Below are 13,616 nucleotides of genomic sequence, written 5' to 3' on the forward strand. Positions count from 1 at the left end.
TATTTCTCAAAATTCATTTAAAACAAAACATAAAAAAATCCCTAATTATAGGGATGTAGAAAAAGATGGATAAAGGCTTTTACTCCTTGATATTTTTAAAATACCACGACACTGCCTCTCCCAAAGACGACACATGAAGTTTGTTGTAAATATGTTTGATATGGGTATTGACTGTAGAATAGCTTATTTCTAGTTTGTCTGCAATCATTTTGTAACTCAGCCCGCCGGAAAGCAGTTTCAGAACTTCCTGTTCTTTTTGTGTTAAAAGTTTTTGTTCTGCTGTGGGCTGAAAGTATTCAAGAACGCGCTTAGCGATCGCAGGATTCATAAAAGCGCCTCCTTCGTAAATCTCTTCGATCGCCTGGAGAATTCTTCTGGGATTATCGCTTTTTAAAATATAGCCGCTTGCCCCACTGGAAATAGAACGGAATACTTTCTCGCTGTCGTCAAAAGCAGTTTGTACCAAAACATTAATGTGCGGAAATTTGGATTTAATGATTTTCAATCCGGCAATTCCATCTACCACCGGCATATTGATATCCATCAGAACGACATCCGGTTGATAGGCTTCCATTTCGGCCTCCACATGTTCGCAATTGAGCGCTTCACCGATATATTTCATATTTTCTGAGAGCTCAATCAGAATTCTCATGCTGTGCAGTCGTTCCTGACTGTCGTCATAGGCAAATATTTTAATCATGATGGGCGTTGCTTAGAGGTATTCAAAGTTATCGTGTTGCTGAGCTGTCATCAATCCCTAAATTTAGGGATAAGAATTTTGATGGTGGTTCCGTTTTGAGAATTAAGTTCAAAAATACCATTCATTTCAAGGGTTCTTTTCTTCATATTTCCAATGCCATTCCCTTTCAGGTTTAACTGATCAAAACCTATTCCGTCATCTTTGATCTCAAGAATATAATGGTCTTCATTTTTTTTAAGATTAATAAAAACCTTAGCTGCATTGCTGTATTTTACCATATTATTCAGGGCTTCTTTGGCAATGAGAATAATATTTTTCTTGATACTGAAGTCAAGAATTTCGGCATCAATGGTTTCATCAATATCTATTATATAATTGATGGTTGTATTCCCAAGAATTTCACTGGCAATATTTCTTATTCTGGTAGAGAGTGTCATCAGAGAATCATGATTGGGTTTAAGGCTCCAGACGATATCACTCATATTTTCGGAAAGCTTACGGGATTGATCTTCAATGTTTCTAAGGACTTTCTGGGCTTCTTCCATTCTTTGTTTTTCAATCAGTTGTCCGGCCACCATAGAATTGATCTGCAGGCTGCTTAAGGTGGAGCCAATATCGTCATGGAGATCTGCCGTAATTTTATTTCTTTGGGATTCAAGGGCCATTTTCCCCTTAAATTCATTTTTCTGTTTGATGAATTCCCACCGGCTTACCGCTACAATCAGCCCTCCGGAAAACAAACTTCCCAGGATAATCCAAAACAAAAAGGTTTGGTAAAAAACCTTGGCCACATGAAGCGTCATCAATTTTTGAGATAAAACTTTACCTGTAAATTTATCTGTGATCCCGAATTCTATTTCATATTTTCCCGGCGCTAAGCTGTTCAGGTTAAGCGGTGCTTTTTTTGAGAGCTTTTTCCAGCCCTGATCAATATTTTTGATCCTGTACATCATATTTCTCTGCGAGCCATGTTCCAGATCTTTGATCAATGCTTTGATGGAAATGTTGTTTTCGTCATATTTGAGATGAATTTCTTTCAAAAAATTAATTCCATTTGGAGCGGCATATCTTTTATTATTAATCAGAATTTCATCGATATAAATCTCTGGTTTATAGAATGAACTGAGTTTCAAAGGCGGTTTGAAATAATTAAATCCCTTCACTCCTCCAAAATACAGCATTCCATCTGACGTTTTAAGAAAAGCGCGGTTGTTGAAATCCCAATACTGAATTCCATCTTCTTTATCATAATTGGAGATCACATGGGTTTTTGTATCGATACTTGACAAACCTCTTTGATGGCTGCACCAGAGTTTCCCGAAATCATCGAGCAGGATTCCATAGATATACGTTCCGGCCAGATTGTTATTGCTGTCAAATATTTTTATGAGTCTGAAATTTTTATCCAAAAGATAAATTCCCTGGTTGGTTCCCACCCAATACTGTTCTTTTTTCACATCTTCCTGAATATAAAAGCTCTGCACTTCAGGAAGTATCTTTCCTATTGTTTTATAGGTATTGTCTCCTTCAATTTTGACCAATATCATGTCCCGATTCAGATAACTTATAGCTATCCTGTGATCACTCAAAACATTCATATAGAATGAATTCTGATCGGGAATGCTATTTATTTTCCTGAATTTTCCGGTTGTTCTATTGAAAAGATATAATCCTGTGGAAAAAGAAAACACGGAAGGTAAATTTGAAAAATTGACCATATGCTGGGGTTTGCCCATCAGAATATGATCATAAGAATAACTGGTTTTCAAATTTAAATTTTTATCGAAAACCGTGAGTTGAGATTGATTGCTACCGATCCCGTTTTCAAACATCCAGATCTCTCCGGTGTATGGATTGCTGTAACTTTTACCTCTTGAATTGTTATGATAGCTTTTTCTGTCTGATGCAAACTCTGTCACAGAAAAGCTTTCGGGATCAAAAACAGCAGACGAATTGATCAGAATTTTCTTGCCGGGCAGTTCTGCAAAATCTGAAACACCCCGTTGTTTAAAAGTCTTCATCAAAGGATCTGTGCCATCTGTCGTATTTTTAAGCATTGCTCCGCGAAAATCCATAACGATTTCTCCCTGACCATCATCACAGATCCAAAGTCTTCCAATTTTATCGAACTGAAAATTGAAAACTCTTTCATAACCTATGTGAAAAGCTGTGCTCTTCGTGAGCTGTTTGTCAAAAATAAAAAGTGAACTGCCACTTTTGAAAACGACTTTATGATCATCAACGGTCATTCCTCCAATTCTTTTAAGGGATTTCTGATGATATTCTATATTATGATAATGGTTCTTGATAATTAATATTCCATGATCCGTCGTTCCAAGATAAAGAGCATCATTTTTTTTATCATAGGCTGCAGACTGAAGGGTCATCGAAGGATCTACAGGGAACTGCCGAAGAGGGAAGAATATTTTTTTAGAATCCAGATTGTAGGTGACTACTTCTTTAGTACCAATAAAACACAGGTTACGGTTTTTATCCAAAAAAGGCATTCTGAAATAAAAGACATTCCCGTCGTTGTCATAGATATGCACTGATTTTAATTGCGGTATCGGAATTTGAGCTTCGAGTTTGATCTTCCTGGTGGCCACCTCTAAACTTACCAATTGATAGGCTTCATTAAAGATCCAGACTTTACCGTCTGAAAAACCAATGGGAATGGCCGTTTTATTCTTAGAATATTTCTTATAAATATCAATTAAGGTAAACTCATCCAACTGATAATTGTAGATATACAAACCTCTTGTACTTCCGATGTACAAATGATTTCCATCTTCTGCAAAACCATAGCCCTGTTGCAGTGCAGGACAGTTTCTGAAAAAGTATTTGAGATTGTAAACTTTAACAGACGAGCCGTCATAACGGTTGAGCGCGTCATTGCAGGTAAGCCATACAAAACCTTTACGGTCTTCAAACCAGAAATAATTGGAGCCTTGTGAGAGTCCTTCATCCTGAGTAATCTTGGTCACAGAATAGTTGCCCATATTTTGTGAACTCATTTTTGCGAAGCAAAAGAAGGCGAAGACCACGCAGAATTTGAGTAGGAATTTCATGATTTGTAGTTTAAATAAAGTTAGTCTTTTTTTAATAGTTTCAGAAATTTCTTCTTTGAATGTAACATTTAAGTGTAATCAATTGTCTAATTATGTAGAAAGTCAAGAGAGATTAAATTTTTAATCATAAATTTTAATCTCTGAAAATCAATAAGTTAAATTCATGTTAAAAATATTTTAAGTACTTTGTATTGCATGATACTGTTTTTATTATATATCTTTGCAATGTTAGATAATCATCCATACAAGCTATTAACAACTAAAAAATAATCATCATGAAAACTCAGATTCTAATTGCCGCCTTATTTCTCAGCGGATTGGCAGCTGCCCAGCAGACAAAAGATACTCTGAAAATAAAAAATATTGAAGCAGTCAATATCAGAAAGCAGGTTTTCAAAAAGCAAAGTGACCGTTTCATCTATGACGTAGCCTCTTCTCCTATCGCCAAGGGAACCAATACGTTCAATCTTTTGAAGCAGACCCCGATGATCTCCAGCATAGACGGAAAATCGTTGAAGATCATGGGAAAATCTGATGTGGTCATCTACATCAACAATAAAAAAACGAATATGGATGCGGAAGCATTGATAGAGATGCTGAAGGGAACTCCATCGGAAGATATCCAGAAAATTGAAGTGATCACAACGCCGGGAAGTGAATTTCAGGTAGAGTCTAATGAAGGGGTCATCAATATTGTGATGAAAAAGAAGAAAAATGACGGGTACAACGGAACGCTTAAAATGAATAATGAGCAGGCTTACTACAATAATCCTTCTGCCGGAGCTTCATTCAATTTCAGAAAAAACAAATGGTCTGTCAACTCCAATTTCAATACGGGAAGCTGGACAGACAGAGAAAGATATACATTATCCAATGGAGATTCCACTTTCAGAAATGAGTCTTTCGGATATAATTCTGATCCCAACAAAAATGTGGGCGGAAGTGTAAATATTGATTATGAGCTTAATAAGAATCAAAGTTTAGGATTTACCTATAACATGAGATACAATAAAAGCTTCAACTCCATTCTTGATGTGACGAACTGGGAAAATGGAGCGCTGATCAACAGAACGGTAAACAATGAGAATGCGCAGACCAGAAATCACTCTTTCAATTTAAATTATGAAATAAAAACTGATTCTATCGGAAGTAAACTTACCTCTAATGTTTCTTATTTATGGTTCAACAGGGATAAAATGAGTACGAATGAAAGTTTCCCTTTGAATACTGACCCTGAGAATAAGTACAGCGCATTGCAGCAGTCGGTTCCCCAAATCATTAATAATTATGCTGCGAATATCGACTATCTGAAGAAAACTGCTCAAGGTAACACCTGGCTCATGGGAGTAAGCTACAACCATACCAATACGGATAATGATACCCAACAGGATAAAATTGAGAATGGCGCCATGGTCAATGACATCAATCAGACCAATCACTTCATTTATAAGGAAAGAATCCTGGGTGCATATGTTACGTATGAGAGAAAACTCAGTGACAAATTTTCAGGAAAAGTGGGAACCCGTTATGAGATGACCAGAAGCAGTGGTGAGATTCTTGGAAAGACAAGTTTTGACAGAAACTATAACAATCTGCTTCCATATCTTAATTTAAATTATGCCATCAATTCAGATCACAATCTTACCTATAGTTTCTCCAGCAGAATAAGAAGACCGAGATTCTGGGAACTGAATCCTTCAAGAACTTATTTCACGCCGAATAATTATACGCAAAATAATCCGTTTGTACTGGCTTCCAAGTTTTACAATCAGGAAATCAGCTATATGTATAAGAATGCTTTTTTTGCTAATCTGAGTTTTAATTATGTAGAAGATGCTTCCAACCAGATCCCTCTTCAGGGGAGTGTGACCGGACCTAAAAAAGATGAAAACGGAAATACGGTAATTGCTACTACGAAGTTCTTAAGATATATCAGAACCAATTATGGCAACAACAAGCAGTTTGGGCTGACCTTAGGAATGAACAAGTCATGGTTTAAAGAGATCTGGACTACCAACTATTCTGTGAATTTGGGATATAATATCTACAGCGGAACAGTATCTGAAGATCCTACTTCGGTTCCGGTTCCCGGACAGACGGAAGTTATTGATCCTTACGTAATTAATTTTAAAAACTTTAATATCTCCGGTAATATTAATAATAACATCCGCCTTTCTTCCAACAAAGACTGGTTCCTGGGAGTGAATTACTATTATGGCAGTAAAGTGAAAATTGAAAGCGGAACATTGGGCGTAAGACAAAGCTTTGATGTGAGCTTAAAGAAAATCATGGGAAACTGGACCTTTATCGCAGAAGTGTATGATGTGTTCAACCAGAATTACAACAGCATACAGGGTATACAACCCAACGGAAGCTACAATAATATAGTCAACTTCGAATATCCAAGACTTCTGAACATCGGGGTCACGTACAACTTCGGAAACCAGAAACTGAAAAAGGCAAGAGAAATAAAATCTGCCAACGATGCAATAAAATCAAGGACATAAGTCTACCACAAAAAAATAAAAACAACCACAACCACTTCCGTTTTACAACGGCACTTAAATAAGAATAATCATGAAAAAGATAATTATACTAGCAGCTGCTATATCAGGAATCGTAGTTTTTGCCCAGGAAAAAAAATCCGATACGGTAAAAGCAAACGCTATAGAGGGAATCACACTTACGAAACAGGTTTTCAAAAAACAAAGCGACCGTTTTGTCTATGATGTTGCCGCATCTCCGGTGGCGAAAGGAAATACCACTTTTGACCTTTTGAAGCAGACTCCGCTTCTGTCTTCAACGGATGACAAGACCTTAAAAATTGCCGGAAAAAACAATGCCCTGATCTACATCAATGGAAGAAAAACCAATATGGATGCGGAATCTCTGGTACAGCTTCTGAAAAGTACACCCGCAGAAAATATTCAGAAAATTGAGGTGATCACCGTTCCGGGTAGTGAATATCAGGTGGAGTCTTCAGACGGAATCATCAATATCGTGATGAAGAAAAAAATGAGTGACGGACTGAACGGAAACATGAGGATGAGCAATATGCAGAACAAGTTCAATGGTTCCAGCGCTTCACTTTCTCTGAACTACAGAAAGGATAAACTGGGAATCAGCGGTAACATTTTTGCGGGAGAAAACATCCAGGCTCAATCTTATGTTTTGCGAAACGGAACAAACCTCATCTCAAATGAATCTGTAGGTGACATTAATGACCCGAATAAAAATCTTGGAGGGTATCTGAATTTCGATTATCAATTGACGGATAACAGTAATTTAGCACTTACCTGGAATTCATGGTACAATAAAAGTAATGATTCAACGGTAGATCTATTGAATACCTTAAGAAATTACAACACTGACGGCAGTTTAAAATCAACTGAACAAAACAAATCTCAGAACAGAGAAGATGCCCATTATTACAACAATTCCCTGAACTTAAACTATGAATTAAAAACAGATTCTCTGGGAAGTAAATTGAATGTGAATGCAGCTTACCTGAACTACAGAAGATTTCAGTTTTCCGATAACAGGACTTTAGTTCCGGGAACTTTAAATGACTTCTCATTATTACGTCAAAAAATCACCCAGGACATTCCTCAGGTCATCAATAACTTTTCAGGAACAGTAGATTATATTCAAAAGTTTAAAAATGATTTTACTGTTTCTCTTGGCGGGAACTTTAATAAAACGAAAACAGATAACGATACCAAAAATTACAACTACTCCTACAATGGAAACGGAGATCTTATCGCCACAAAACCCGATTTCAATCACTTTATTTATGATGAAAGTATTTACGGTCTTTATTTAACTTTTGAAAAGAAATTTTCCGATAAGCTTTCAGGAAAAGTAGGCGCAAGATATGAAATCACCAAGAGTTTGGGAACGTCTGATAATCCTCAAAATACGGTAGCGCAATACCAGCAGATAGAAAGAAACTACAACAATATTCTGCCTTATCTGAGCGTCAATTATGCGATTAATGATAAGAATAATATTTCCTATGCTTTTTCAAGCAGAATGCGAAGACCAAGCTTCTGGGAATTAAATCCGGTAAAAAATATCCTTACTCAGGATAATTATACCCAGAACAACCCATTTGTAAAGTCATCTTCTACATATAATCAGGAATTGACGTATATGCTGAAAAGCTCTTACTTTTTAATTTTAAATCATTCTTATTTTAAAGATATTATTACACAGGTTCCTTTACAGAGAGAGATTATCAGAGATGGGGTCGCCTACAGACAGCTGGCTTATATCAGAACCAATTTTGGGGACAAACAGGAAATGTCTGCGATGCTTGGAATGCAAAAGACATTTTTCAAACAGTATTTAACCATGAATTTTAATATTGGTGTTCAGCATAATATCAATAACGGAACATTGGATACGGACCCTACGACAGGACAGGTTTTTGACACGTATATCAATAAGACAAAATCGACAAGTATGGTGATTCAAACGAACAACACCATCCGTTTAGACAAAAAGAAAACATGGTTCCTGGGGGTTAATTATTTCTACGTGGACAAACAACAGATCGAGCTGGGAATGCTGAAAAACCTGATGAGTCTGGATCTGAGCATTAAGAAAAACTGGAACGACTGGACTTTTTCTCTTAATGTAACAGACGTTTTGAAAACCAATATTGTAGAAATTGAAGATTATCAGTCGTCAGGAAACTATAATTACGTGAGAAACGATCAGTTCAGACGTGGGATGACTTTCAGTATGGTGTACAACTTCGGAAATCAGAAAGTGAAGAAAGTAAGAGACATCGAAGGGGCATCAGATGCCATCAAAAGCAGAACAAGATAAAAAGAGATTATCATTCTTCATATTCAATTATTTTTGTGGTGACCCGCCGGTATTTCCGGCGGGTTTTTCTATCTTTAAGATTATGGATAAAAGTCTTTCAGTTATTATTGGTTGTATTTTGCTGTGCTTTCTTTGGACCGGATGCAAAGAAACAAAAGTGACGCTGGGAAAAGACATCAGTTTTCAGAAAGAAGAGAATATTCATTACGGAAATGATCCTGAACAAGTGATGGATCTTTATATTCCTCATCAGGAGCTCTCAAAAAAGAAAGATGTTTTCATCATTATTCATGGCGGAGGCTGGCGGGGCGGAGATAAATCCCAACTGACCTTCTTTACCCTGTCGATGATGAAAAAATTTCCAGACTATATTTTCGTTAATCTCAATTACAGACTCGCAACCGCAACAAGCTCCGGACTTCCCAACCAAACGGATGATATTGAAAATGCGGTCCAATATGTAGAGAAAAAGCTAAATTATAACCCGAAGTTCATTCTGCTGGGAAACAGTGCCGGTGGTCATTTATCAATGCTCTATGCCTATCATTTTGATGCTGAAAAAAGAGTAAAAGCTGTGGTGAATATTGTGGGACCTTCCGATCTGTCAGATCCGGGTTTTGAAAAATATGTGGATTATTCATTTGTGAAAAATTATCTGGTCAATCCCAAAGCAGTTGCTCCCGGAATGTCTGCTATTTCTTTTGCAAGCCCGATTAGCTGGGTAAATTCTGCGTCTGTTCCTACACTCTCCTATTATGGCAACAGGGATCAGGTTATTCCTTTATCTCAAAAGAGAAGATTGGATTCTGTTTTCACCCAAAACAAAGTAAACCATGAAAGTTATGAATTCAATGGAGGGCATCTGGATTGGGATAAAGCTCCGAATGATCAATTTTTGATTGATAAAATTGCTGGTTTTATTCGACATTCTGTCAAATGACAAAACTCCCAAAATCATGAATTATATTACTATATTTACAGACCATTTTTGATCATTATCATTGTTTAACAGGTGTAATGATTGAATAAAATCTTGGAATTTCCACATAGGTTTATCATAAAAATATGAAGCATTCATTTTTAACTCAGGTGATATTTTACATTCTGTTTTTTTGTTTTTCTGTATTCTCTGCTCAAAAGATTACCATTGTCAATAATACCACTGAATCTTTTACAGTACAGAATGGCCAAAAGGAAGTAATCATAAAAGACGGGGACAAAAAGGAGTTCTCCAATATAGCAAGCAGAATATCAGTCATTGCCACTAAAAATCTTAACAGATCCATAATTATCTTCCTAGAACCTACAGAAAAGCTTACCATCACCATAAAACCGGGCAATACTATTTTTTATACCGGAGACCAGGCTGAGATCAATGAATACCTTAATGAAAAACTGAATGTGGAAACTTTCGGAAAAATGAAGGACTATCTTAGCTCTATCAGCAAAAAGAACGTCGCCGAATTGAAAAATACTTCTGAAATATTTCTTTCGGGTATTTTGAAGAAACTAAAATTGTCTGCTGTAGTTGTTTCTCCTGAAGATAAGGCTTCTACAAAAAAAATAAAAAATCATATAAAATACAATTGGCTTTATACTCTACTTTCCACTGTGTCTACTCAAAAAGATAAAACATTTACCCAACAGGCGATTCATTATTATTATAAAAAATATATAGAATCAGATATTACACAATATAGCTGCAGCAGTATTTATCAATATAATGTCATCGAAATAGTAGCAAAAAATAAGGAGCTCTTACCAACTGACTTCCCAACCTATCCTATTGTTAGCCCTACAGATTCTGATAACATCAATCAATATCTTCCCAAAAACTGTCAGAAATTTTATTTTCAGAAAAAGTACGATTATCTGGAACACATTAATGATCCTGGTCAAGACTATTATAAAAAAGTTTTAACTGAAAAATTCAGTGAAGAATGAATTTGTTTAATCATAATTATTGATGCAAATCTAAACAACTACCTTTTTACCTGATTTAAAACCTATCGATACTGTTTTGATTTTCCATAAAAAATGCCCTTAAAAACATATTAATTTTTAAGGGCAATCTATATAATAACAGATGATCAATTTGAAATCATCTTCTTTATTTTATTCAGATTTTACAACATCCGTTCTCTCTGAAACGCCATTCGCATTGAAAGCTTCGATCTGGAAATAATAAGAATCCGCTCTGTCGGCTCCGGTGAAGAAATATTCATTCTTTCCATACACCATGATGCTTCCGTATAGTTTATCCGGAGATTTTCCCCAATAGATCACATATCCGTCAGCATCCTGATTCTGCTGCCACTTCATCCAGATGCTTCTTCTTTCACCGAATTTTTTAGGTTCTGATCTTAAAGGAACAAATCCTTCCACCTTCTTTGGTTTTTCTCCTGCTCCTTTTCCAAATACCCTGAAACCGCTTAATGCAAATTTTCCGGTAGGCATTTTCAGGTTTTCCATTTTCAGGAATCTGGCCTTTGCCGGTTTTTCAAGCTCTACATAATCGTGGGGAACGTCTTTGGTGTTTTTGCTTTTATCAACAATCACATTCCATTTTTTACCATCATTCGATCCGTAGATTTTGTACTGATGCATTTTACCCAGGGTTTTGCCCATAAATTCAACATCCTGATCGGCATAATTGATCTGGATTGCGTTAATAGTGGAAACTTCTCCAAGGTCGGTCTGAAACCATTCTCCCGAATTTCCCGTTTTTGCACTCCAATATGTCTTGATATCCTCATCTACCGCCAGGTTGGGTTGATAGCCTCCTAAAGTAGAGGAAACCTGAACGGGTTTATTGTAATTCAGTAGCATCCAGCCTGCAAAAAGCCCTTTTGAGAAATCTTTTCCCTGTGCAAATTGCGGAAGGAAGGTGGGATAATCTCCGTAAGCGGTATTGGTATACATTACATCATCTTTATCAAAACCGGCAGGCCAGATTCCGAGTCTTCTTTCAAAATTATTCTTAGTAGAAATAAAGATGGTTGAAATATGCCACCAGTTTTTGTAATTGTCTTCAAAAGTAGCCCCATGTCCGGCTCCTCTTGCAAAACCACCGGGTTTATAGGAAAACGGATTGTGTTGCTGGTATTCAAAACCTTCGAGAGGATTTTTACTGACGTAGACTCCATCAGAATATCCGCTGAATTCGGTGGCCGGAGCACCGTACTGCATATAGTATTTTCCGTTGTGCTTGGTCATCCATGCTCCTTCTACAAAAGGCTGAAGAAATACATTGTCATTATATTCCCCAAATCTTTCCCAGCCGTGATCTTCCGGTTTTAATCTGATAATGGGTTTTGTAAAACCTTCTGACTGCAAGGTTTTAACTTTCACTTCGGTTCCCAGTAGAGGCCATTCGTTGCTGGATCCCCAGTACAGGTATAATTTGTTTTTATCTTCATCATAATGGAATGCGGGATCCCAAGCGCCTACTTTTAAAGTATCAACCGCAATTTTCCAGTCGTCTTTGGTAGGATTGGTACTTTTCCAGATGGGGAAATCCTGTTCCCAGGTAGATCCGTACACATAAAGGGTATCTTTCATGGCCCAGACTGCCGGAGCATTCAGATCATGGATGTATTTATTGTCTCTCAGGAATTTTCTTTTGACAAATTTCCAGTCCAGCATATCATCACTGTACCAGTATCCTTCCTGATTGGTAGAGAAAAGGAATAATTTATTTTTAAAATTAACGATTACAGGATCGGCTGTGGCCCGGTGTTTCCCTTGTTTTGAGAAAACTTCAAACGGGGTATAACCATAGTCGATGTTAATGGGGTTACAGAACGTTTTCTGCTGGGCACCAACGACTATTCCCAAAAGAACAGCGAATGATAAAAGGTACTGTTGCATCTTCATAATTTTTGCTTAAAGAACAAATTTAGGTAACTTTTTTGTCTTTTGTCTCAATTTGAAGAAATGAAACTGATCAAAAAAATCCGACCCTGAGACAAGGCCGGAAATAGATGATCAATAGAATTTTATTAAATTATTTTTTCGGAAGGAAAACCTCAGCAAGCATACATCTTGCGCTTCCCCCGCCATTCACCTCAATCGTATTCAGATCTGAATAAATGATCTCACAGTATTTTTCAATTGCGGATACCTGCTCAGAGGTCAAAGACTGGTACGCAGTCTGACTCATTACCAGGAACTTTTGCCCGTCTTTATTCTGAACCTGTAGCATATTTCCGGCAAACTGCTGCATCTGTTCTTCTGAAATTTCGATGATTTCTTTTCCTGAGTTTTTAATGGTTTCAATCACCTTTTCTCTTTCCAGTTCATCATCAATACAATCTAAACAGATCACTACAAATTGATCTGCCACACACATCATAACGTTGGTGTGGTAAATAGGCAGCCTTTCTGTTCCTACCGTCTGGTAAGAGTGGAAAACGATGGGTGTAAATCCGTATTTTCCACAGAATTCCCTGAATAGTTTTTCATCAAGCCTTAAAGAAACTGAACCGTAAGCGATCTTACTATCATGATCAAAGATCATACTTCCCGTTCCTTCCAGAAAATGTCCCTGAGTTTCGGAAAATGACCAGTCATCGATTTCTGAGATTTCAAATCCCTGCTCTTTTATGGTTTCTATAATATCTTCTCTCCTTTCTACTCTTCTGTTGGATGCAAACATCGGATATAGAGCTACTTTTCCGTCTTTATGGAAACTTACCCAGTTATTGGGGAAAATAGAATCCGGAGTATGAGGATCCAATGTATCTTTTATCGTGATCACATTCACGCCTTTGCTTCTCAGTTTCCCAACAAAACTACTGAATTCCGCCAAAGCTTTAGCCTGAATATCGGAACCTTTCTGTTCAACCTGAAAATAATTATTTTTCGCTGTTTCAGCATTGTAGCCGAATGCAATCGGCTCTATCATTAATACGGTATCTGTTGTTTGCATTGTTTTAGATTTAAAAATTAAAAGATTGAAAGATTAAAAGATTAAAAGATTTGGTAATTACCGAATCAGCAAATCATCTAATTTT

Annotated in this window: 8 protein-coding genes; 4 read left to right on the forward strand and 4 right to left on the reverse strand. The window is 36.8% G+C overall.

Annotated elements, in window-relative coordinates:
• Positions 1-79: 79 nt before the first annotated feature.
• Positions 80-700 carry a response regulator gene (locus tag BW964_RS10300; RefSeq protein ID WP_076507003.1) on the reverse strand — a complete coding sequence of 207 codons (621 nt, stop codon included), beginning with the start codon at positions 698-700 and terminating at the stop codon, positions 80-82.
• Positions 701-750: 50 nt separating this feature from the next.
• Positions 751-3,768 carry a sensor histidine kinase gene (locus BW964_RS10305; protein ID WP_084175782.1) on the reverse strand — a complete coding sequence of 1,006 codons (3,018 nt, stop codon included), beginning with the start codon at positions 3,766-3,768 and terminating at the stop codon, positions 751-753.
• A gap of 275 nt (positions 3,769-4,043) precedes the next feature.
• Here BW964_RS10305 and BW964_RS10310 point away from each other — a divergent pair, with 275 nt between their 5' ends.
• The 4 genes from BW964_RS10310 to BW964_RS10325 all read left to right on the forward strand — a co-directional run bounded on the left by BW964_RS10310 (position 4,044) and on the right by BW964_RS10325 (position 10,545).
• Positions 4,044-6,275 carry an outer membrane beta-barrel family protein gene (locus BW964_RS10310; RefSeq protein ID WP_076507006.1) on the forward strand — a complete coding sequence of 744 codons (2,232 nt, stop codon included), beginning with the start codon at positions 4,044-4,046 and terminating at the stop codon, positions 6,273-6,275.
• 70 nt (positions 6,276-6,345) lie between these two features.
• Positions 6,346-8,601, forward strand: a complete 2,256-nt coding sequence (locus BW964_RS10315) for a TonB-dependent receptor domain-containing protein (protein WP_076507008.1) — start codon at positions 6,346-6,348, stop codon at positions 8,599-8,601.
• Positions 8,602-8,683: 82 nt separating this feature from the next.
• The gene (locus BW964_RS10320; RefSeq protein ID WP_076507885.1) at positions 8,684-9,541 is read left to right on the forward strand and encodes an alpha/beta hydrolase; all 858 of its coding nucleotides are present in this window, start codon (positions 8,684-8,686) and stop codon (positions 9,539-9,541) included.
• 125 nt (positions 9,542-9,666) lie between these two features.
• Positions 9,667-10,545: a hypothetical protein gene (locus BW964_RS10325; protein WP_076507010.1), complete on the forward strand. Its 879-nt coding sequence runs from the start codon at positions 9,667-9,669 to the stop codon at positions 10,543-10,545.
• A 171-nt stretch (positions 10,546-10,716) separates the two neighbouring features.
• On the opposite strand, the gene BW964_RS10330 is transcribed toward BW964_RS10325, so the two are convergent.
• Both BW964_RS10330 and ctlX read right to left on the reverse strand, forming a co-directional pair.
• Entirely contained in the window at positions 10,717-12,471 is a 1,755-nt protein-coding gene (locus BW964_RS10330) for a discoidin domain-containing protein (RefSeq protein WP_076507887.1), read from the reverse strand.
• A gap of 136 nt (positions 12,472-12,607) precedes the next feature.
• A complete protein-coding gene (gene ctlX, locus BW964_RS10335; protein WP_076507011.1) occupies positions 12,608-13,531 on the reverse strand; it encodes a citrulline utilization hydrolase CtlX in 924 nt (307 codons plus the stop codon).
• Between the last annotated feature and the right edge of the window lie 85 nt (positions 13,532-13,616).

Origin of the sequence: Chryseobacterium shigense (assembly GCF_900156575.1) — a bacterium.
Classification (GTDB): domain Bacteria; phylum Bacteroidota; class Bacteroidia; order Flavobacteriales; family Weeksellaceae; genus Chryseobacterium; species Chryseobacterium shigense.